Below are 24,852 nucleotides of genomic sequence, written 5' to 3' on the forward strand. Positions count from 1 at the left end.
CCGGTCAGCAGTTGGCCAGGGTGTAGGTGAGCACCTCCAGCAGGGCCGCGTGGCGCTCCGCCGGTCCGTCCACGTGGCCCGGGACGCCGTGGGCACCGACCTCGTCGCGGAGTTCGTCCAGGCGAGGCACCCAGTACATGCGGTGGGTGGGGTTCGCCTCGCAGCAGGCCACGTCCTCCAGCGCCTTGCCCCAGGCGTCGACGAAGCCGGGTGTGCGGGCTTCCTCCCGGGTCATCCGCAGCACGATGGCGACCGCGCCGAACACGGTGGCGTTCCAGCGTCCGTCGTCGACGCGGTCCCGTTGTTCGCCGACGACCCCCGCGGCCAGCGCGGCGGCCAGCTCGCGGGCCCGGCCGTCGGCGTACATCAGGCGGAGCAGGCGGTCGTCCCAGGGCTTGCGGGACAGCGCATCCGGCTTCGGTTCGAGATAGTCGAGGGCGAAGGTGACCGTCATCGGGCCCTGCACGCTGGTGCGCGGTTCCATGTCGAACGTCTGGATCGGTTCGGTCGGCTGGTAGCGGGACTCCGCCGGGTCGATCGCCCCGTTCGCCGCCCTGACCAGGTCGAGTACCGCCTCGTGGGCGGAAAGCAGTCGGTTGTCCGGGTCCCGCGCCCGGAGGTGAGCGAGCTCGTCCACGACGTACGGGTGCCGCAGGTCTGCGACGTTCTCACGGAGGTACTCCTCCGCGGTGGGCCAGTCGGGCTGCCCCAGCCACTCGGAGAGGGTCACCGATCCGGACCGCGCAACCGGGCCCGTCGTGATCTGACCGGCGGTGGTGAACAGCGTCGGGACGAACGCCGACGTCGACCAGCGTTCCGCACCGTCCGGCCCGGTGACCTGCCAGCGGGCGTCCGCTTCGGTGGTCTCTGGACCGACCAGCGAAAGGTCGTACCGGTTCACCAGTGCGGTCAGGGCCGCGGCGGGCGCGGTGGCGATCACGATCGGCTGTAGACGTCGTTCGCCGAGCTTGATCAGCGTCATGCCGAGCACGGTCAGCACGGCGCTTCGTTCGTCGACTCCGGCACCGACCTCGACCACCACCACCGGACGCCGCACCGCGCGGGCCGCCCGCGCCACCGTCTCGGCGACCGATCGCTGCCGCCACCTGTCGACGTCGCCCACGACCAACAATCCGCCGTCGTACGCGGCACCCCGAGGTGCGTCGATCCGGGGCGGTCCGAACGGCACCGGGTGCCGCTGTGGCGAATCGTGCACGCCAGACGGGGAGCCGATCGCCAGCAGCGCCATCATCGACGCATCGGCCGACGCGTCGAGCAACTCCGGCGGAGGCTTGGGTTCCGATTCCTTCCCTGGCTCCGGCTGCCGGAACCGGACGAACGCGCCCGCTGGCTCGACCATCGGAGCACCGACGACGTCGGCGGTCAGCGTGCCCAACCGCACGTCCCCGTCTCCGGGCAGGATGTGGGCGGTCCCGACCGACACCGTCACGTCGGTGCGACGCGCCTCCTGCACTCGCTCCCCGAAGCGGAACAGAGCCTGGAGCTCCGCCGCAGTGCCCTCCGCGTCACCGGGGAGGAAGAGCACCAACAGCAACGCGCCCTCGAACCTGGCGCTGCTGCGCGCGAGTTCCCGGGTGAAGTTCCGAGGGCCGTACCGTCCGTTGCGGGTGACCACCTCGCCCGTCTGTGGATCCAGCGTGGCGTAGACCGACCACACCCCCGGTCGGAAGTCGGGCATCCGCCGCACCGCGTAGTACGTGTCCAGGGTGTCCGCAGGGTGCGGGTAGTAGATCTTCGAGTTGAACTCGTACCGTGACTCGATCTTCGCCCTGCGGCTGTACACGCTCGGCGCGACCGGTTCGCGTACCTGGTCGGCGATGAGCCCGGCGGCGTCGCGCAGCCACCGGTCCAGATCATCAAGCGGCCCGAGACGGCCCGACGAGTACCGGCCGGAAAGACCGTCCAACGCCCAGGTGCCGGTCTGCGGATCCCGACGCATGTTCCCGGCCACCCCGGCCCGGGTCAGTCTCGCGGTGCCGTCGCCCTCGAACCGCGCGGCCAGCGAGGGGTGTCCGGGACCGTCGAGCATGTCCCGGACATCGGCCAGGGTGACGGTCGGGTCAACCTTCCGCATCGACGTGAGCAGGTCGTCGAGCTGCGCCCGCGACATAGCGCCAGTCGCGGTCTCCGAGCCGACGAACACCAGGAGGTCGCGGGGGTCCTCACCCTCCTGCGCCTCGGCGAACGACCCGCGTTCCAGGACGAGGAAGAGCCATTCGTGGCCCGGACGCCCGGCCCAGACCTCGGGTGTGAAGTCGGCCAGCGGCATCCACAGCGGATTGAGCCGGACGTCGAGTCCGTCCGTTGCGTCGCCCCACACCACACCGCTCTGCGGCGCCTGTTCGATCTCCGGCACCACGAAGGCTCCGACGTTCTCCGGCCGGTCGTACCACCGTGAGGCGGTCGGATCGACAGGGCCGCCGGTGGGGAGCACCATCGGCGCCGGGTCCGCCGCGTGGTGCTGCACCAGGAACCAGCCCTCGCCCGCCTCCTCGACGAACCGGGCCCAGGACAGTCGCTCGGTGGAGGTGTCGCCACGAGCAGGCCGGTAGGTGAACAGGTCACCGTTGCGTAGTCGGGTGGCTGCCTGCGCCTGCCCGGAGGCACTGACGAAGATGACGCCGTCACCTCGTCGCAACGCGGGAAGCCTGTCGTCCACCGTGGTCGCTCGTGGGGATTCGGCGGCGAGCAACGAGCGCATCCGGTGGGGCACGTCCAGCATCGCCATCTGCTGCTCGTGCAGCCGGGTGGCCTGCTCGGCGGCGGCCTGGAGGTCCGCCTGCTCCAGGGCCGACGGGTCGATTCCGTCGGCCGGTCCGCCGGCCGTCAGCCAGCGCAGGGCGAGCAGCGGCGACGCGTCGCCGAGCGGCCACCAGCCCTCCGGCGGTGAGGCGAGGCGACCGAGCCGGACCGCGCCGTCGCCGTCCACGAACAGCCTCGGGGGCGGCACGTCGTCGCCGAGCGGAGGTACGGGCCGCAGCGTCAGCGCGGTACGCACCTCGCCGGTCGTCGGCAGGTCCGCCACGAGCCGCAGGCCGACCGTGGCCGCACCCGTCACCAGGTCACCGCCGAGCGGTACCGCGGTGCCGCCGTCGGCGGGGAAGTACCAGAACTCCGAGGGCTGCGCCCCGTGGAGATCGACCGTGCCGTCGGGGCGCCGATCCGCCCGCACCGCCGACACCCTCGCCTGCGGGTCGAGTGCGATGTCGTCGAGCGGAGCGATCACCGGCTGCCGTACCCGGTCCCGGAAGCGAGCGGCCAGCGAGCCGCCCGTGCCGTCGCCTCGGGCGGCGGCACCCACCAGCAGGACCAGCGGTGCCGAGGTGTCACCAGCCTGCGGCACCCACCGGTCGATCAGGTCGGCTCCGGTGAACCGGAGGGTCACGTCCCGGTGGCGTCGGCCGTCGAGCACCACCGGCACGCGCGCCACATCCGTGGTCGGGTCGTACTCGGCGAGCAGGACCGGCGACGAGCCGAAGGCGGCCGGCTGACCCCACGAGCCGGTCGGGCGGTACGACTGGAAGAGGTCTCCGCCCACCCGGCGCACGAACAGCGTCGCGCCGCCGCCGGGGTACGTACGGGCGTCCTCGTCGCCCAGCACGACAAGGTCGACTCCCAACGCGACGGCGAACACCGCAGCGACCTCGTCGAGGATGGTGGAGTTCCACATCCGGGGCGCACCGATCGCCGCGACCAGCAGCGCGGCGGCATCCCGGGCGGGGTTCGCCTCGGGCGAGCCCGCCCGCACCAGCGCCCCCGCCGCGTCGGAGTCCGGGGTGAGCAGGGTGAGGAACCGGTACAGGCGGGCCGTGTCCTCGTCCGCCATCGTGACCAACCGGGTGCGCAGCGACGGCTCGCCGGGTGACGGCTTGTTCAGGCCCAGTGCCCCGGCGAGCAGGGTGACCGCCTCGTCCGCCAGGCTACCGATGATCAGCTCGCCGATGGACCGGATCGTGAACCGGTGCGGATCGGCGCGGACGACCTGTCCGGCGTGCTGGAGCAGGGTGGCTTCGTCCCGTACGTCCGCCGGCAGCTTCAGCCCCTGCGCGCGGGCGCTGTCGAGCACCGCCCGGGTCAGACTGCCGGGCTCGGTGCCCAGGTCCCGGGCACCCAGATGGTATTCCCACCCGTCGGCGACAGCGGGTTCGCCGTCGTCCAGCAGCCTGGTCGTGAGCGGCTCCACGCGACTCGCGGGCACGAGAGGCGCGGGCTGCCGTACCCGCCAGATGACCGCCATCATGATCACGGCGCGTAGCGACGGATCCGCCACCCGCGCGAAGGAGGCGAGGGCCAGCGGTGGCACCGCGCTGACCCGGCGATCCAGTCGACTGTGGTCGTAGGGGGCGAACTCGTATCCGAGGTGGGCCAGCAGGTCGGGATGACGAGCCGGCCCGCCCGGCAGCCCGTGGATCGCGGCCAACGCACCGAAGACCGGTCCTACGGTGTCCACCTCCGCCACCCGGACGACATCGCCGGCCGAGGTCTTGAAGGACACGGGGACCGTCGTGGTCCCGGCGCCGTACAACCGGTTCAGTTCGGTGTTGACGGACCGCCGGTCGGGCCAGCGTTCCAGATCCCAGTCGCGGGACTCCGGCTCCGCACCGGTGGCCCCGGGCAGGTCGACGTCGATCCGGACCCCGGGCAGCGCGACGTCCGTCCACGTGAGGTTCCGCTGGTCGAATCGGCTGTCGGCGGCGTACTCGACGAGTTCTTCCAGCCGGCGGAACATCACCTCGACGTCGCGGCTGTACCCGACTGTGATGCTCCGGAACTCGACGTCCAGTTTGAGGGCCATCCCCAGGGCCGTGAGCACCCGCTCCGCGTCGTCGACCGACAGCGCCGAGAGGTCTTCGAGGGTCCAGCCGGCGTCCCGCGCGGCCCAGAGGACCTCGGCGACGTCGCTGTCGAAGCCCTCGATGCCGTGCAACCGGGCGACCCACTCCCGGAGCCGGGTCGCCGTCGCCTCGGGCGTGAGAGGGGCCGACGCAAGCCCCGCGACCTCGCGTGCCGCCGAATCGCCCGCGCCGGGCTGGCGGTGGCCCGCCGCCAACATGACGAACTCCAGCGCCACGTCCAGCGTGACCTCGGCCAGTTCCGCGACCGTGAGGACGTCCTCGATGGGCACACCCGCAAGCTGGTACTGCTCCCTGAGGTGGAGCAACTTGAGTTTCTCCGCGTCGCTGACTCCCAGCAGACGACGGGTGAGCGAGTCGCGCGGCGGTACCTCGCCCACGTGCTCGCGCAGCAGGGAGGCCAGGTCGTCCAGCACCACGTGCCGAGGACCGCCACGGTCGACGCGGACCGCGATCTCGCCGCGGATCGGGGCCAGCTCGCGCGCGTCCACCCGGCCCCGGTTCGCGAGGAGGAACACGGAGGGCCCGTACGGGTCGTCCGACAGCTCCACCGGCACCCGGCCGATCCGCACGCTGTGTCCCAGCACCAGCAGGTAGCTCAGACCGAGCGCGTCCGCCAGGGATTCGATCTCGTGCCGGCCCCAGGAACCGCCGGGCGTCCTGGCGTCGTGGTACTCACGGACCCTCTCGACGACCTGCGTGAGGTCGTCGAACGTCACCGTGCCGATCCGGTCCAGGTCCGACGGGTCCATGCCCAGCACGTCGGCGGTCCACTGCCGGTCCGAGGAACGTAGCTCGCGCCCGGTCACCGGCTGGTGGGAGTCGAATTCGACGTCGGCCAGGAAGGCCAGGTGCCGGCTCGGTTCCTCGGTGACCATTCCTGCCCGTTGGGCCATGTCACCGAGAACGCCCCGGATCCAGGCGGCATCGGACTGCGCCGCCACCCCTCCGGCCCGCAGGAAGGGTTGCAACAGCCGCACCGGCACCTGCAGATCCAGGGCTGACTGGTACACCGACTCGAACGGCGGCTGCAGCCCCCAAACCCGGAGCTGGTCCGGCGTCCGCTCGGACAGATGTTCCTGCGCCCTGGCCTGCTGGTAGACGAGCTTCGGCGGCACCTGCGCCTCGACAGCCAGCGAGTACACCCTCTCGGGGTCCAGCCACGGACGCTCGCGTCGGTCGTCCTCGATGTCGTGCTGACGTACGGCGAACAGCGTGGCCCAGGACGCGGCCAGCAGGTTGTCCACGAACTGCGCGGGCGGGAGATCGTCGGCACCGAGCGGAGCTTCCGCCGTCGCCGACACCTCCGTCGCCGACATACCGCCGGTCAGTCGGTCCCAGGTCCGCATCGCCGTGGCGAGTTGTCGAGCCGCCTCGACCACCTGGTCCGCCACTGCGGCCATGATCAGCGACGCCGACGGCGACGCGGCGGCACCGGCCGCCACCAGCAGTCGGGTGACGTGCACCGCCGCCGTACGGATCACCAGGTCGGCGTTACGGTAGCCGTGCCAGGTGGAGCCGGGCCGGCTCAGCGGTTCGAGTCGGGCGCGCACCTCGGCCAGCATCTGCCCGGCCGCGTCCCGTCGCCCGCCCGACTTCTGCCCGGGTAGCGCAGCCGCCAGCTCGACGAGACCAGCCAGCGTGGTCGTCTCGTCCACGCCGGGTATCGATCGGTCGGCGTGGTGCTCCGTCCACCACCGGACGGCGGCGGTCAGGGCACCGGCCGCACGGGTGGCTGCCTGGATCACGTCGCCCGGGTCGGCGACGGGGTGGTGGAGCGTCAGGGTCACGGAGCGGGCCGTACCGACGATGATCGCCGCCTGCCGGGTCAACGCTCCGACGTACGGATCGTCCGCGACCGCGTCGACCTCCTGCCACACCGCGGTCGGGTCGGCCACGTCGACATCCCGCGACCGGCGCAACTGCTCGACATTGCGGGTCAGTTCCGCGACGTGTACGGCCCGGAGACGATCGGCGAGGTGCAGTCCCCCGCCCTGCGGACCGGTGCCGCCCTCGGCGAACCGCAGGAGTTCCCGGACGTACCGTGGCCGCTGATCGTCGGCGGCGGGCTCGCTGATGATCGACGCGTCGCTCCGGACCGGCCACTCCTGCGCGTCACCTTCGCCGTCGCCACGCGGTCCCGGACGGCCGAGCGCGGCCCACCGGGTGACGAGTTCCTCGATCTGTCCCGGAGTGGGCCGTACCTCGGAGGGCAGCTCCCGGATCCGGTCGAAGAGCGGGCGCAGCGACAGCAGCCCGCGCGGGTCCGTCTCCCAGGTGGCCGCAAGCCACACCAGCAGGTATGGGGACTGCATCATGTCGAGCCGGTAGGCGATCCAGAGCAGCTCGACCGGTACCCGACCGGTCACCTCGACCAGTCGTACCAACGCCGGTGCCTGCGTGGTCGACAGCCCGAGGCGGTCGACCAACTCCGACAGGCGCGCGCCGTCGACTCCCGGCAGTGCCGTCACCCGACGGAGATAGGCGACCGGCACACCGAGTCGTTCCGCCCACCGCGCCAGGTCGGGCGGGTCGGGCGCAGGAACGTTCCGCTTCCGGGCGAGCGCCCGGGTCAGGGCGGCCGTGGCCGCCGTCTCGGGTGCCACCGGCACGAGGACATCGGCCACCCGCTCGCTCGGCACGTCGCCCAGGGCGGCCCAGACCGATTCCGCGATCGCCGGGGAGTCCACCAGCAGACGGAGGTGCTCGACGGGGAACCCGAGTCGGGCGGTCCACCGCACCCATCTGACGACGTCGGCGTCCGCCGGAAGCAGCGCCGACACCGACTCGGCCACCCGATGCCCCTGACGGCGCAGTTGTGCCGGGTCGTCCGGACTGTCGACGGGCACCGATGCGGCGGCCGCCCGGAGCTGGTCCCCCAGGGCCAGTGCAAGGTCGACGGGGGGTACGCCGAACCGCTCGGCCGCCGCCTCCAGAGCCGCCGGGCCGGCGAGGCCGGACTCCGTGGCCAACGTCGCCAGGCTCCCGGCCGCCCGGCTTCGGCCGGTCAACGCCGCGCGCACGTGGGCGGTGGGCAGCTCGTACAGCAGTTCCAGCGGTACGCCGAGTTCGCGCAGCTCACCCAGCGCGGACCGGTCAGCCGGAGACAGACTCGACCGGCGGATCAGTCGCATCAGCCACACCAGGTCGCTGTCGGTACGGACGCCCTCCCCGGCCAGCTCCGTGCGCAGCAGGTCGACCCAGGACCCCTCGTCCGGCTCGATCTCGCGGGAGCCCGCCGCGACGCGCGCCAGCACGTCCCCCACCGTCACGACGAGTTCCGGCGGCACCCCCAGGTCGCGGACCACACCGAACAGCGGCCCGGGTCCGGCGAGCCCGATCTCTCGCGCGTGGGTACCCACGTCGAGCGGCACCGTGCCGAGCACCTCGACCAGGTTCACCAGTTCGGCGACGTCGTCGCCCGCCATGTCCAGCCGTTGTGCCAACCGGTCGACCTCGGTCCGGTCGAACGGCAACTCCCCGTCGTCCAGCAGGCGAGCCGCCTGCGGGCCGGTGACACCGGCACCCCGCAACCATCGCGCGGCCTCGGTGTCCGTCGCGCGGCCGAAGGGACCGGACCCCGATTCGGGGGCGACCAGTACGACCGGGAAGTCCGCCTCGGGCACGGCGGGCAGCGACACGACGGCGTCGTCAGCCCCCGATGGGTCGGTCGTCGGCGGCGCCAGGTAGGGCAGGTCCAGTGCCGCCAACCGCTCGTGCATGCGCCGGTAGCTGGTGGTGCGATCCGCCTCGGAAACCCGCCGGGCCCGGCCGTCCGCAGCTCCGAACAGCACGCGCAGGTATGCGTCCACCGCTGCCGACGCCGCACCGGCTCCGGGATGCTCCTCGGCAGCCAGCCGCCGCAGGGCCGCGAGCCGGTCCGGCACCGCCCAGGCGACGAATCGCACCTGGGCCTCGGTCACGGCGAGTGCGTCCGGCAGATCGGACGTCGACGGCGAGGCGGCATCAGCCGCCCCACGGGGTGGCAGCGGGCCGGCATCGGCCACCACGCCGGGCGCCGCTTGGGATGCGCCCGTTCCGGCCGGTGCCGTGCCGGTCCGGCTCGCGGTCGGCGCCTCGACGGACGCATCACGGATCGCACCGGGTGCGCCACCACGCAGGCGGGGCAGCCACTGCCGGCTCGTGGTCAGGTAGTAGTCGGCGGTGAGTTCACCGGTTTCCGGATGCCGTCCGTGCACACCCGTGTCGTCGATCAGCACCGGCACGAGCAGCCACCGATCGGCGCCCGACACCGACTGCTCGACCCGGATGTGGCTGGTCAAGCCCTCCGGCGTCGCCTCGACCGGCTGGTGCCGGACGATCTCGCTCAGCTCGGCCACACGTTCCCGCAGCCGGTGGAGTTCCGTCTGCGCATGGAGGATCTTGTCCGACAGCTCGGCCATCTGCGCAGCGGCCGCCGTCGGTGTGAGTTCTCCCGAGTCGAGTTCATACTGAAGAGCCGCGTGGTCGGCGTTCAGATCCCTGAGCGCCCTCGCCCTGTCGACCATGGCACGCTGCATCTCACCGATGCGGATGCGACCGGTGCCCGTCGACTCAGCCGGGGTTACCGCGTCCGCGGCCACGAAGCGGTGCGGCACCGGCGCTTCCTCGGCCGTCGGTCGACCCGGTCGGGCCGCCAGGACGGTCGCCCCGACGTCGGGGAGCGGGAGGTTCACCACGATTCGCAACCCGAGCGAGTCCCCACCCACCGCGAGGTCGTCTCCGAGCGGCTCCGACCGGCCTCCGTCCGGCGGGAAGTAGCGGAACTCGCCAGGCTCCGTCCGAGTGCGGTCGACGGTTTGGTTCGGGGCGTAGACCACGGAGGCCGCCGAGACCTTTCCGTCGGCACCCAGGATGATGTCGACGGTGCTGGCGATCACCGGGGTGGCGAAACGGTCCCGGAAACGGCGGGCGAGCGCACCGTGCGGGCCGGACTCGTCGGCGGCCCCGCCCATGACCAGGAGCAGCGGCGGTGATTCTCCGGCGGATTGGACCGCCCAGCGGTCGATCAGTTCCTGGCCGGTGAGGTCGGCTGTCAGGTCGCTCAGGCGCCGGCCGTCCAATCCCGTCACCACGAGTGGCAGACGCGTCGAGTCGGTGGCCGCGTCGTACTCGCCGAAGATCACGTGCGCGGGTTCGATCGCGGTGAGTTGGGCCGGCACCGGGGCGGGGTGGTAGGCCCGGAACAGGTCCCGCTCGACGCGGAGCAGGTGGAGGGTGGAGTGACGTCCACCCGAGAACCGGCGGGCAACCTCGTCCTCCACCACGACCAGGTCGACACCCAGCGCGACGGCGATCGCACCGATGACCTCGTCGATCAGCGCGGAGTCCCACAGGGCCGGGTCACCGATCGCCTCGGGCAACAGGTGTGCGATGTGGCTGGCGCCCGTGGTGCCGTTCCCACCCACACGGCGCAGCATCCATGCCGCGCCGCTGCCCGGCACGGCGACGGCCGTGCCGAGAAGTCTCCGTAGACGCGGATCACGCTCGTTGACCAACTGGGAGATCCGCCGCCGAAGGACGGCCGAATCCAGAGGTCTCGTCGACGTGACCGGCAGTGCCTCGGCCAGGCCGAGGAGCGCCCGGTCGTCGAGGTCTTCGGCGACCAGCTCCCCAATGGTCCGCAACGGGAACCTGCTCGGGTCGTCCTGGACCACCTGCCGTACGTGCCGGATCAGGTCGTCCTCGTCGCGCACCTGCGACGGTAGCCGCAGCCCCTGGGCGCGGGCGCCGTCGAGAACGGCCCGGACCAGGCTGCCGGGTGCGTCGCCCACGTCGTTCGGCACCAGGTGGTGCTCATCGGCACCGACGGGTGCGGGATCCTCATCGTCGAGGAACCAGGTGAGGGTCGTACTCGGGCGGGCGGCGGCGACCAGGGACCCGGGCTGCCGCAGGCGCGCGATCGCCGCCGCCATGACGACGGCAGCGGTCGGCGGATGGCCGATCGACCGGAACGGGTCGACGCGCATCGGCTCGGGTCGGCTGACCCGACGATCCAGTCGCGTCGAGTCGTACGGGTCGACCTCGTACCCCAGATAGCCCAGCAGCTCGGTGCGCGTCGCCGGGCCGCCCGGGAGGAAGATCACCGCGAGCAACGCGCTGACGGCCAGCGGCGTCAGATCCAGTTCCGCGACCCGCGCGACCGGTTCGTAGAACTCGGAGCCGGAGACGGTCGCGGCACCGACACGTGCCCCGTCCCGTTGGAGCGCACGCAGGCCCTCCTCCATCTCCTTCCAGGTGTCGGGGTCATCGGTGAGGAACCATTCCCGCCGCGTCTCGAAACCCGCGAACGCGGCGAAGTCGGCGTCGACCGGTTGTGGCACGCGAACGTTCACGCGAACTGCGGAATCGAACTCAGCCCATTGGGGCATTGGCAGCTCGAGGCGGGCGCCGACGACCTCGTCGACGAATCCGGTCAGCGCCTGAAGCAGGTGTTCGATGTCGTGGCCGTGCCGCGACACGGTGTTGTGGTAGTCCCCGATGAGCCCCGCCTCCGAGGCGGACACCGCGAGGGCTTCCAGGACCTTCGCCCGTTCGTCTCCGGGCAGCGCCGACAGTTCGTCGAACGCCCAGCCGGCCCGCCGCGCCTGCGCGGTCAACGCAGGGTGGAGGCGTCCGGACGCCCAAGCGATTCCGCCGAGCCAGTCGACCCACTCCCTGACCATGCGTGGCAGCACCGCGAGGTCCCCGGTGCGGGCGGGCTCCTCGGCCTCCGGTCGGTCCTGAGGTGCGGGACGGGAGCCCGCCGTCAGTCCGATGGAGTCGGCGGTCAGCCAGAGGTCGACCTCGCCCGCCTGGTACGCCATCTCGACCAGGTCCGTCGCGGAGACGCCGGCCTGCTGCGCGAGAAGGCCCAGGTGTCGCGGTACGACGTCGTTCGAGGCCATCCCGATTCGGAGCAGTTTGCCGGTGAGGGACTCCCCGGGCGCCAGGTTCTGCCCCTTGGCCCGGATCCGCGCGATCGTCCGATCCACCACGACCTGCCGTGGCAGCGAACGCTCCATCATTTCGGTCAACTGCGTTCGGACGGGCTTCGGCACCTCACGCGAGTCCATCCGGAGTGCGTTGGCGAGCAGGAACAGGTAGCCGCCGTCGCGTTTCGTCGCCAGTTCCACCGGCACCCGGCCCACCCGAACGCTGTGGCCGGTGACCAGGTACCTGCTCAGACCGAGCGCGTCCGCCAGGGACTCGATGTCGTGTCGTGCCCAGTGGCCTTCGGGTTCCCGTGCGGCGAACTCGCGGCGTACCAGGTCGACGAGATCGAGAAGCGACCGGAGCGAGACCCCGTCGGCGCCGTCGAGATCCTCGGGGTCCATGCCGAGGATGTCGGCCTCCCACCGAAGAGCCCACCCGTCGAGTTGGCCGGGAGAGAGCTCGGCGAGGGCCGTCGTGCGCACGTCGACGTCGGTGAGGAAGGCGAGCCGACGCCGAGGTGACTTCGCGATCCGGTCGGGCAGCTCGATGCGTTCCAGGGAGCGCTTCACCTGCCGTGGATCCGTGGTCCGGGTCCGTGCGTTCAGCAGGGTCCGGAGCGGCGACAGCAACCGCACCGGCACCGACTCCTCGTTCGCCAGGCGGTAGATGTCCTTGGTTGTCCGTCCCAGGTTCCAGGTACCCAGCAGCTCCGGTGTGCGTTCGGAGAGGTATTCGTTGCGCCGGGTGTACTCGTAGAGCACGGTGGGCGGCACCTGGATCCGGCCAGCCATCTGGAGGACTGCCAGGTGGTCCAACCAGGGACGAAGGTATCTGTCTTCTTCGATCTCCCTCTCGGGTACGTCGATGAGCGTGGCCCAGGTCGGGGCGAGGACGATGTCCGCGCTCCGCTCGTCGGTCTCCGTCCGGCTTCGAGCCTCCGCCTGACCGTCGCTCACGGCTGCGGCCAGTTCGGCCGCGGAGAGGCCACCGGCCAGCCGGTCCCAGGCCGCCACGGTGGCGGCGAGCCGCGCAGCGGCCTCGACCGCCTGGGCCGCGACCGCGTTCGCGATCAACGCCGCCCCGGGCGCAGCGGTGGTGCCGGCTCCCACCACCAGACGGGCGATGTGCGTGGCCGCGACCTCGATCACCATGGCAGCCGTCCGATAGACGTGGCCCACCTCGGTCGTCCGAGTCAACGCGTGGAGTAGTGCGCGCACCCCGGTCAACATCGCGGCCAGGTCGTCCCGACCGGCGGACACCGGGGTCCGCACCCCGCTGGGTGACAGCGCCCGCACCAGGTCGGGAACCCGCACCGGCCGTGCCCGACCATCTCCGGCCGAGGGTATCGGCCGGTCGAGGTGCCGTTCTGTCCAGGCGCGTACGGCGTCGACCACCGCGTCGGTGGCCTGGACGGCTCCCCGAACCACCTCCGCCACGTCGGGTGAGGTGATGTCACGGGTCAGCGCGGGGACTGCCGCCGTCGCCGCCGACGCGACGATCGTCGCCTGCCGGGTCAGCGTTCCCAGGTCGGGGTCGGCGGCGACCTTCTCCGTGTCCTGCCACAGTTCCTCGGCCTCGACGAAACTGATCTCCGCCCACCGACGCAGCCTGTCACGACGATCGCGGACCGCCGTCGGCACGAACGTCCGGAGGCGGTCCAGGACCTCCAGCCCGGCCCCCTCCGGGCCTGAGCCGAGACCGGCTGCCCAGAACAGTGCGGAGGCGTTCCGACGACTCCGACCGGCACCGTCCGCCCTGGTCCAGGTCGAGCGACCGCTGTAGACGAGCGCGGCCAAGCTCGTGTGCTGTGCCTGCTGCTCGTCATCGTCCAGGATGGACAAAAGCGACTCGGACGACGAACTGCGGTCCGAGTCATCGTCGCTGTCAGTTGCGGTCCGGGTGTCGGCCCGGGGCCCGCGTACGCTGGCCGCCGTCTCCTCGGCGGTGGGCCACATCTGGAACTGGTCGTCGTTGTCGAAGTTGTCGTGCCGGTCGAGCAGCAGTCCGTCGGTGAGGTCGGCAGCGGGCTCTGCGTGGTACTCCGCGCCCGCGCGGCCCGGGTCCGCCCAGCGGCCGACCAGTTCCTCGATCTGCTGCATCGACGGTCGGCCCTGGGTGGGCATCTCCGTGATCCGTGCGAACAGCGGACGCAGCGGCATCAGCCTGCGCGGATGGATCTCCCAGTAGCTGGCGAGCCAGACCAGCAGATAGGGAGCCTCTGACACGCCCAGCCGATGGGCGAACATGAGCAGGTCGTCGGCCGACACCCGACCGGTGACCTCGACCAGCCGGACCAGAGCGGCGGCTTGGGCGGGGGGCAACGCGAGGCGGTCGGCCATCGCCGGCAGCGCTCGCCCGTCGACGCCGGGCATGACCAGCACCCGCCGCAGGTAGTAGTCGGGCACGCCGAGTCGCTCCGACCACGCGGCCACCTCGTCCGGGGTGGGCACGGCGGTGTGCTCGGGAGCGATCGGCGCCGGCGCTGCCGCCTCCGGCACCAACGGTAGGAGGACCTCGGCGACCCGGCCCCCGGGCACGTCACCCAGGGCCTCCCAGATGAGACCTTCGAGCATCGGAATCTCGGCCAGCGGGCGGAGCCGGTCCACCGGGAATCCGAGCCGCGCACTCCAGCGCACCCAGCGGTCGAGTCCGGGTCCGGTCGACTCGACCTGGGCCAGGAGGCGGTCGGCGGCCTGCTGTCCCTGCTCCCGGAGGCCGTCCGGTCCCGCGTCCGACAGCGGTGGCGCATCGGAGACGGCCGCCCGCAGCCGGTCGCCGAGGGCCAGGGCGAGGTCGACCGGGGGTACGCCAAGTCGCTCGGCCGCCGCCTGCAACGCGGCCGGGCCGCCCAAGCCGGTATCGGCGGCCAACTCCGTCAGGCCGGTGTCTGCCCGACGCCGGCCGTCGAGCGCGGCCCGGACGTACTCGTCGGGCATCTCGTGCAGCAGTTCCAGCGGTACCCCGACGTCGCGCAGCTCGCCCAACCACCTGCGGTCGGTGGGGGCCAGGTCCATCCGGCGGGTCAGCCGCATCAGCCACACCAGGTCGCTGTTGGTGCGGACCCCGGCGTCGGCCAGTGCCGGCCGGAGCCGGTCGACCCAGGTGCCCTCGTCCGGACCGACCTTGGACGAGCCGTCCGCAACCCGGGCCAGCACATCGCCGAGCGCCGCCGCGTCTGCGGGGGACACCGCCAGTTCACGGACCACACCGAACAGCGGACCGGGCCCGGCGAGCCCCGCCGCCTCGGATCGTTCCCGCAGGTCCAGCGGCACCGTGCCGAGGACCTCGACCAGGTCGACCAGTTTTCGGGCGTCTCCCCCCTCGCCCAGCATCCGCACCACCTGGTCGACCTGTCCCGGGTCGAAGCGCAGACGTCCGCCGGTCACCAGTCGCGCGACCTGGCGGGGTGGGATGGTGTTCGAGGTCAGCCACGTTCGCGTCGCCGGGTCGGCCACCAGGTCGGCGATGACGGGCGCCTTCTCGGACCGGGGTGGCACCAGTTCCACCGGGAAGGCCGGCACGGGCACCGCATCGACCGGCACGGTGCCGTCGTCGGCCGCGACGGAAGGTGGGCCGGGCGGTGCCAGATGCGGCAGGTCCAGCGCCGACGCCAACGCCGTCAGCCGGTCGTGCACGACGCGATAGGCGCTCGCCACCGCAGCAACGTCCCGCCGCGCGCTGTCGGGCTGTCGCTGATCCGGTGCGGTGGTCCCCGCCAACACCTCGCGGTACGTCTCCAGGTCGGCCAACGCCTCGCCGGCACCCGGACGGCCCTCGTCGGCCAACCGCCGCAGCTCGACGAGCCGGTCCGGCACCGCCCAACTGACCAGCCGTGCCTGCGCCCGGGTCACGACCAGCTCGTCCTCGACCCCGTTCGTCCGACCGGGAGCGGGCAGCGGGGCGATCGGTGCCGGACGAGACTCCTGGCTGGTTGCACCGATCGACACCGGCTCCTCAACGGGATCCACCGGACTACCGGTCCACTCCGGCGGATAGTCCGGAACCATCGATCCGTCCGGGGCTCGCCAGCCGTAAGGCTGCCCCACTGTGGACGTTGTCTCGTCGAGGCTCACCTGCGCGAGTGCCGCATCGAGGTCGTCGGCCGGCACCAGGACGACCGGCTCGGCCATCGTCACCCCGAAGGCCAGCCGATTCTCGAAGTCCGTCAGGTACGATCGCAGCCGGTGGCTCTCGACGGGCACGCTCGTCACCGGCACCAGCAGCACCGGTGTGTCCCGCTCCTGCTCGGGTAGCTGCCGCCGCAGCAGTTGGCCCACCCGCACCATCAGTGCGGCACCGCCGGGGATCGGCAGCCCCACCGGAAAAAGATCAGCATCCGCCTCGTACGCGAGCACGAGCGTGCCCTCGACCGGGGCGACGAGGTGCCGCTGCGCCACCGGCCCCAGCCACCAGACCCCGCTGCCGTCCCGCGTACGCCGCGACAGCGCGTGGTCGACCCAACGTCTGTCCTGCCCGAGGACCTGCTGCACGTACTCGGAGGTCAGTCCGTCGGAGGGCCAGGTCGTGTCCGGATGTGCGAGCCATTCCAGGAGTCGGGCCAGTTCCTGCTTGGCGCGACGCTCGTTGTCCTGCGGGACCAAGCGGCGGAAATCAGTGATGAGCCAGCTCATGATGGGCTCACCGGTGACCCCGGGGGCACCCGACTGGTAGTCGTCACCGAAATCGAGTTCGGGCCGATAGCCGGTCAGGGCCAGCAGAGCCCGCGTCACCACGGCCAGGCGTGGCACGGTGACGTGACCGATACCGAAGGCGTACGCCGTGGCGAAGCCCACCGGGAGCAGTTCCTCACGCGTGATGCCGAGCGTGTTGGTCAGGCCGTTGAGCACCTCGACGAGTTGGAACTCCGAGAGCCCTTCCGGTGCCGATTCCACCGCTCCTACCAGAGCGGCGGTCAGCATGAAGGGGTCGATGTCGAAGTCGTCCACGCCCGATGTGTGCTCAAGCTGCGAATCCTGGACGGCGTCCTCACCGAAGGCGCTGATCAGGAGTTGTCTGGTCCACGGCTCGGCGGTCTCATCAGGGGGCAGGTCGGTCAGCTCGGGTGGTTCGAGGACGGGCCGGTGGATCTGCACCAGGTCCGGGTCGACGCGACTGTCCGGGATGGCCATGAGCCGCTCGGCCAGCAACAGTCCGAGCTGCGCGATCTCCCACGGGGTGTCCCGGTCGGGAGCGCCGACAACGATCCTCGGCATGCCGCGATCGGACTCCACCGACGATGGCAGCGCTGTCGGGGACTCGTCGGCAGCGTGCACCCAGAGCGTCTGCCACACCGGCCTGATCCGCCAGTCCGTCTGGTTGATCCGCTGGAAGACCCCGCCTCCGAGGTTGACCAGACGCACGCCGCCGACCCCGAGGTCGAACATGGGCCATTGCGGCTTCGTGTGCACGGTGAAGTAGTCGGCGAAGAGGCTCATCGACTGTGTGTGCCACCGCGAGTACGGGACGAAATGATCGAACAGCGGATCGGCCGGGTCGATCTGGAAACCGGTCGGGAACGAGACCGCCAGCATCTGGCCCGCGCCGACTGTCGAAGCCAGCCCCACCGCCTCGGTCGGCGTCAGTGGATCACTTGTCACCACCTCTACCAGGGCGTTCGCCGGCAGTCGGTGCACGATGCCCGCAAGACGCGACGGGGCGTCTTCGGCTCGACCCAGCTCGAGCACCACGATGGGTCGGGAGTGGTGCACCAGTCGCGCGGAGTGGTCCTGCCGCTCACGCGACCGCCACAGATGTGTCCCGGCCGCGCTGCTCTTCGCCTGATAGCGGGAGAGCGACGGCACACTGGCGGCCGAGACCTCCCGCCAGTCCCGCACGGAGCCACCGGCCCGGAACTCCAGACTCGCACGATATGCCGGGCCTTCCAGACCGAGCCGAACCATCATGGTGTTGAGCACGGAGCTACGTGCCGATCGGCGCATCATCCGCGCTTCCAGCAGGTGCCGTACGGGCGGACCGAACTGCTCGATCTGTCTGACCTTGAGCACCTGGTCCGCGTTCCGGATGGCCAGCCCCTCTGCGTGATGCGCCATCCCCTTGATGTCCTCGTCGAGGGATGAATGGCGTAGCCACCACATGCGCAGTGCCAACGGATAGCGTGGATCGTCATGCGGAAGCGGCTGCGCCCACAGCACGTTCCGCACGTGATCGTTCGCGGTGATCAGGTGCATGGCATCGGGGTCGTTGGAGGCGCCGGCAACAAGCCGGCCCATCAGCACCCACTGCTCGGCATGGACCCCCTCATGCGCAAAGTCCGCGACCTTCTCGTCGACGGGGTCCGGCCTTCCGACCTGCACGGACCAACTCGCGCCCTGGAAGGCGGCTACGTAGGTCTCATCGCTCAGGTCCCTGACTTCAGTGAAGGCCGGCGGTATCCCGTAGCGGGTGCCGCTACCGAGGTACTCGAAGAGCAGGTCGCTCCTGCTCTGCCAGGCGCGGGTCTGGCCGCGCCTGGCACCCAGGGATTCGTACTCCTCCCGGGCTCGACGTCGTAGCTCCGTCCAGTAGGCCGGACTCACCGCCTGCAGCAACTCGTAGTCTTCGGCGACCTTGCTCGGCTTCCACTCCGCACCCCCGCGAACAAGCGTCGTGCCACGGCCCATCGCGAGGTCGACCAGCATGGCGGCGAGCGCACCGTCCAGGTCTGCCAGTCCGGGTGGGGTTACCCCTGGGAAGTACTCACCCTTCCGGCGTGCCGAGAAGTGGGGATTCACCGCCCCTTGACTCAAGATCGTTTCGCCGGTGTCCGGATCCACCGAGACCAGCCACCCTGCGATGACGGTGCTTCCCGGAAACTGCCCCAGGATGTCGGGTGCCGTCATCGGTGACGCCGCTGCCGTGGCCCGGCTCCCCCACACGTCGATACCACCGCGCGCCAGAACTGCGTACACCATCTCGCCGTCGGCGGGCATCCGGTGCAACCGGTCGACTCCGAAGGCCACCAGCCCGTTCGCCATGCCCGCGGTGCCATCGAACACCGGCTGGATACCGCCCGGATCGCCGTCCTGAGTCACGCGCTGCTGCAGGCCGGTGGTGAAGGCAAGCTCCGGCGGGATCGGCACGGAGGCCCAGAGCGTCTCCGTCTCCCAGCCCGGCCGCTGACTCTTGGAATACCAGTCGGGCCATTCCCGGCGTAGTTGTTTCTCGGTGAGCCCCGGGGGCACCACGATGATGGGAGCGTTCGGTGCCGAGCCGGACGCCGCCGTCCCCACCGACGACGATCCCGACCCGCTCCGCCGAGCTGACAACGACCCGGAGCCGCCCCTCCGTGCCGACGACGAGCCCGGCGCGCCACCCAGCACCCGAGGCGTCCACTCCCCGTTGACCAGGCGAAGGTCACCGGTGATCTCGCCCGTATCCGGGTGGATGCTGTGCACCCCCGCCTCGTCCACGACCACCGGGATCCGGACGTATCCGGTCCGGCCCTCCACCGCCTGCCGTACCCAGACGTGGCTGTGCGGAACGCCGTCCGGCGTCTCCTCGATCGGCTCGTGCTCAGTGATCTTGGTCAGCTCGGCGATTCGCGTCCGCTGACGATCGACCTCGGCAGCGATCTCCCACTCCCGTGCCGCCACGTCGGCAGTCCCGGCGGAGGCAGTCGGTTCCTCGGCGTCGCGGCCCCGGTCGACGGCGCTCGGCGCGGAGCGCAACTCCCGGAGCTCGGTGCCCGTCTCGATGAGTACGCGCCGCATCTCGGCCAGGCGTGCGTCCACCTCTGCGGAACGCTGTCCGACCACCGGCGGGTGATCCGCCCACGCTCCGGGCACCTCGGCGGACACGGCGGGTGCGGTCGGGGTGTCGTCGTCCACACTGACCGGTCGGCCGTCCACGCCGACCAGCAGCGCGGTGGTGGTGGCATCGCGCAGCGCCACCATCCGCCAGTCGTCGGTGAGCCGGGTGACGATCGGCGCTCCGTCCGACTCCGGCGACCCGATCCAGAGCACGTCCTCGCCGTCCGGCAGCAGCCACGCCACCGTCGGCCCGCCGCTGGGTGCCAGGAACGACACCAGCGCGGCCGAGTCCGGGGTGTCGCGCAGGGCATCGAGGAGCACGTCGGCGGCGATCGGCTCTGCGGTGCCGCCGACCAGATCCGGCAGGTCCGAGGCGGCGACCGGCAGCACCTTCCGGGCCAGGGTCTCCGCGTCGGCCTCGTTGCCCGCCCGGGCCAGGTGCACGGCAGCGGCCAGACTCCCGGGCGGAATCGTGTCCCGCAGCGCCAGTTGGATCTCTGCCAGGTCCGCCAACAGGGCGTCGACCCGCTGGCGGCCCGGCTTCTCCCCGGCCCTGATCCGTCCGTACGCACTCTGCAGCCCTGCCCGCCCGGCCACGTGTGACCACGGCAGCACCCGTACCGACGTGGCGTCGTCCCAGGACGTCTCGCGGCCACGCACGTCGACCGGTACCAGTTGCGGTGCGCGCGCCTCGCCCACCGGCACCTGCACCTGGAGGCGGTAGAGGTCGGCGAGGCCACCGAGGCCCGCCGGGTCGTCCGGGAGCGGCTGCCCTCCGCTGGCCCAGCGGTCGAGGTTCCCCGGCACCAGCACCAGGGCGTCGGGGAACGGCTGTGCGCGCAGGTAGTCCAGGCTGGCGGCGGAACGCGGCGTCTCCTCGATCAGGTGGACCAGCGTGCCGTCGTCAGGTGCCGGAGTGGTGACCGCGACCGCCTGGGCGACCAGGTTCGCCGTCTGGGTCATCGCGCCGGTGAGCACGAGTCGGCCGGGAACGGCCATGATCTCCTTGCAACCGTCCCCGCCGGGCACCTGATACCTCGCCTTGTCGCGACCTCATGCGGGTCGGCGCCACTGCGCCACGCCGCACCCGTCGTACACCATGGCACCCCGAAGCGGGATGCCCGAAAGTCCCCATTCGGGCCGTGGTCTCGTCCCCACGGGGGTCAGAAGATGCTGCGTCCCACCTCGACCATGTGCCGGAAGGCGCCGAGCACGCCCAGCGCCAACGGCACCATGAGCAGACTGGTGATCACCCCGAACACCTCGGCGCGGCTGCGGCGACGGGCCGAGGGGTGCACCATCGGCCCGTCGCGCGGCGGCTCGGGCGTCGAGGGACGCAACAGGCTCAGCGCCACCCCGGCTCCGGCGACGCCGAGCCCGGCCAGCACGAGCACGACCAGCGTCGCGCCGGGGCCCGCGCCGAGCATCCCGACGACCGCGAGGATCAGGCTGAAGCAGCCGACCAGTGCGGCGGTGCCGAGCAGGAGCAGTTCGGCGGAGAACGCCACCAGCCGGCAGCGGGCCATCAGGGCGATGCTGGCCACCGCGGTCAACGCGACCGCCCAGCCGCCGCCGTTCCAGGCCAGCACCGGGAGCGCTGCGGCCAGCGCGAGCGCCGGACCGACGAGCACCACCGAGAGCAGGCGGTGGGAACGGTCCACCAGGCCGACCGTGACCGGCAGGGCGGCCGTCTGGTCGGGTGGTCGGCGCTGTCCCCAGGACGCCACGGTGGCGGCGATCCGCCGGGCCACCGCGATGATCCCCATCGCCGTCACGGTGACCATCGCGGCGGCACCGGCGCGGTCGGTGTCCAGCGCCCGGATCAGGGACACCAGCGCCAGGCCGACGGTCAGGTGCAACTGCACCACGACCAACGCGGCGGTCGGGATGACCACCAGCGCCATCAGCGCGGCCAGGCAGGCGCCGAAGACCGCGCCGTCCCAGCGGTACGCCGTCACGCCCAGCACGCGGGTCACCAGCATGCCGGCCGCCGCCAGACACGGCACCGAGGTCAGCGCGACCGCCATCCGCAGCCAGTCCGGCACCACCTCGCGGTGCTGGGTGAGGCTCCACGCTCCGGCGAGCACACCCAACCCGGCCAGGACGAGCCCGGCGGCCGTGCCGGCACCGCCCTCGAACCGGAGTCCGGCCGTGATCGCGGCCACCGTCGTCCAGAGCAGACCCAGGCTGAGGACGATCGTCCCGCCCCGGAGCCGCTGCTGGCGATGCCGGTGGGTCTCGTCGGCGACGAGTTCCTCGATCTCCTCCACCAGTGGCGCGTCGTTCGGCTCCTGGGCGGCGTCGCGGAGGTACAGCACCTGGCCGTCGACCACGCCGACGTCGAGCAGGGTGGCGTCCAGCGGCAGCGGCGGGTGGCCGGCGGGGGCCAGGGACCAGGCCGGTGGAAGCACGTCGGCCCGGTCCTGGCCGCACATCTCGGCCAGGCGGGCCGAGTACTCGCCGACCGGTGCCCCGGAGGGCACCGACACGTCCAACCGGCGGCGGGTGCCGACCACCGTGATCCGGCTCCGTTCGCCGCTCATCGGTCCTCCCTGCACCCGAGCCGTGTCATCCGGCCACCTCCAGGTCGTCCACGTGCAGGTCGTCGGCCTCCAGGGTGCTCAGCTCGGCGGTGCTGGGCGCGTCCATCTCGGCGATCCGGGCGGCGTGCCGCTCGGTCATCATCTGGAAGACCTTGCGGGCGAACCGGCCGTTGCCGAAGCCCTCGCCCCGCAGAACGCCGTCGAAGTAGCTGAGCAGCGCGGCGCGACCGCCCTCCGCGACGTGGTACTGGTGCCGGCTCGCCTGCTTCTCCACGATCTGGACCAGTTCCACCGACGAGTAGTCCTCGAAGCTCAGCGTCCGGGAGAAGCGGGAGGAGAGGCCCGGGTTGGCGGCGACGAACTGCCGCATCTCGTCCGGGTAGCCGGCGACGATCACCACCACCTCGTCCCGGTGGTCCTCCATCAGCTTGACCAGCGTCGAGATCGCCTCCTGGCCGAAGTCGGTGCCGCCACCGGTGGGCACCAGGGCGTACGCCTCGTCGATGAAGAGCACGCCGCCGAGGGCCTTGCGGAAGGCCGCCTGGGTCTTCGGTGCGGTGTGTCCCACGTACTCGCCGACCAGCGTGCCCCGGTCGACCTCGATCAGATGGCCGCGTTCCAGCATGCCGAGCGCGGCGAGCAACTGCCCGTAGAGCCGGGCCACGGTGGTCTTGCCGGTGCCGGGATTGCCGGCGAAGACCAGGTGCCGGGACATCGGCGGCGGCGCGAGACCGGCCTCCCGACGACGTTTGACGGTCTGCACCAGCTTGACCATGGTGCCCACGTCCCGCTTGACCCGGGCCATCCCGACCAGGTCGTCGAGCTGCGCGAGCAGGTCGGCCAGCTCCGGCACCTTGCTGGAGGCACCGGCTCGCGTCGGGGCGGCGGGGCGGCGCGGACCGGCAGCGGCCGGCACCGCGCGGGCGGCGACGGGTTCGGTCGGCAGGGTCGCCTCGGCGACGTCGGTGCTCCAGCACTCCTCGAAGGTCGCCCGGCCCTGGTCGGTCTGGTCGACGTCGGCCCCGGCGTCGTGCACGTGGCAGCGCAGCAGCGCCGGATCGGCGTCCACGCCGACGTGTACGGCCGGGTAGTCGGTCCGGGAGATGTCGCAGTCGGTCAGGGTGCCGTGCGCGCCGTCACCCACGTACACGCCGTTCTTGCGGCACTCGCGCACGGTGAGGCTGCGGATCGTCGGCGCGGCGCCCTCCCAGAGCACCAGTCCGCTGCCGCCGATGTCGGTGATCTCGCACTCTTCGAGCGTCGGCGTGGCGTACGCGTCGACGAGCACCCCGGCCGCGCCACAGGAGGCGATCCGACAGTGCCGGGCCAGCAGCGCGGCATGCGGGGCGACCTCGATACCGGTCTGCTCGACGTCGCGGACCTCGCAGTCGGTCAGCAGCGGCCGGTGCGGGGTGTCCACGCGTACTCCGGCCCGGGAGTCGCTGACGGTCAAGCCGCGCAACTCGGCGTCGGCGCCGCCGTCGATCTGCACCCCGCCGAGTCCCGCGCCGGTGATCGTGCCGCCCTCCACCCGCAGCAGGGCACGGTCGGAGGCGCGTACCCCGAACTCGGGGGTGTCGGCGATCGTGCACTCGACCAGCGCGGCGCTGGCCGTGCCGGTGAGGTGCACCGCGCTGTACTCGGAGCGCCGCACCTCGCAGCCGTGCATCAGGATCCGCCCGTCGTCGGCGGCGTAGAGCCCGTTGGCGGCCGAATCGGCGAAGGCACCGTCGGTGAGGCGGACCTCGGCGCGTTCCCGGACGGCGAGCGCGGTCTGACCGGCCTGGTTGATCCGGCTGCCGGCCATCGAGAGTCGACTGTCGCCACCGGCCAGCACCCCGGGGCCCCGCGCGGCGTCCACGGTCGACTCGTCCAGGTGCAGGTGGCCGTACCCGGCGAGGAGCACCCCGGCGGAGGCCGCGCGGCTGATCGTGCACCGTCGGACGAGTACCCCACCGGTCTCGCCGGTCTCCCCGGCGCCCGGCGTTCCGGCGTGTTCCGGCCGCAGCGGCGGCCACCAGTCCGGGCCGAACGTCGCACTGCCGCTGATCCGGATGCCCTCGGCCGCCAGGTCGTGCAGTTGGCAGTCGGTCAGCCGGGCCTGCCCACCGCCGCTGACCTCGACGCCCACGCCGCCGCTGGGCCCGATCTCGCAGCGGGTGAGCGTCAGTGTGGCGTTCTCCGCCACCAGCGCGCCACCGCCGACGCTGCCCATCCGGCTGTCGACCAGGGTCACCTGGGCGCTGCCGGCGGCCTCGACGGCGGCGCCGCCGGTCTCCGTCACCTCGACCGAGGTGCCCTCCACCGTCGCCTGGTCGGCGACGATGAGCCCGGGCGCCGCCCCGGTACGCAGGATGGCGCAGTCCCGCAGCGTCGCCGACGCGTCCCCGCTGACCTGGACCGCGCCTCCGGTGACCGTGGTCGACTCCAACGCGATCCGGCCGGTGGCGGCGACCACCACGGCACCGGAGCCGCTCAACACGAACCCGCGGATCGTGGCCGACCCGGACCGTACGGCGAGCGCCGGCCCGTGCGGCGCGACCAGTTCGACCGCGCCGCCGTCGTTCTCGGCCACCAGCGTGACGGACTTGTCGACGGTCAACGACTCGCGGTACACCCCGGCCACCACCGACACCACCCCGCCGTCGCGGGCCGCCCGGATCGCCGAGGAGATGGTGCGGTGCCGACTCCACGGGCGGGTGGAGACCCGTTCGATCCGGCCGGACGGTGCGCTGGTCGGGGTGGAGACCGCGGGCTGCCCCGTCACTGGGC

Annotated in this window: 3 protein-coding genes; all 3 read right to left on the minus strand. The window is 71.9% G+C overall.

Going from position 1 to position 24,852, the window contains the following annotated elements:
• Positions 1 to 4 precede the first annotated feature (4 nt).
• Positions 5 to 20,536 carry a hypothetical protein gene (locus ID554_RS09500; RefSeq protein ID WP_147333546.1) on the minus strand — a complete coding sequence of 6,844 codons (20,532 nt, stop codon included), beginning with the start codon at positions 20,534 to 20,536 and terminating at the stop codon, positions 5 to 7.
• Between the two features lie 164 nt (positions 20,537 to 20,700).
• Positions 20,701 to 22,080 (minus strand): EsaB/YukD family protein, encoded by a 1,380-nt coding sequence (locus ID554_RS09505; protein WP_117230081.1) that lies wholly within the window; start codon positions 22,078 to 22,080, stop codon positions 20,701 to 20,703.
• Between the two features lie 25 nt (positions 22,081 to 22,105).
• Positions 22,106 to 24,847 (minus strand): right-handed parallel beta-helix repeat-containing protein, encoded by a 2,742-nt coding sequence (locus ID554_RS09510; RefSeq protein WP_117230082.1) that lies wholly within the window; start codon positions 24,845 to 24,847, stop codon positions 22,106 to 22,108.
• Positions 24,848 to 24,852 lie beyond the last annotated feature (5 nt).

It is taken from the genome of Micromonospora craniellae (genome assembly GCF_014764405.1).
Classification (GTDB): domain Bacteria; phylum Actinomycetota; class Actinomycetes; order Mycobacteriales; family Micromonosporaceae; genus Micromonospora; species Micromonospora craniellae.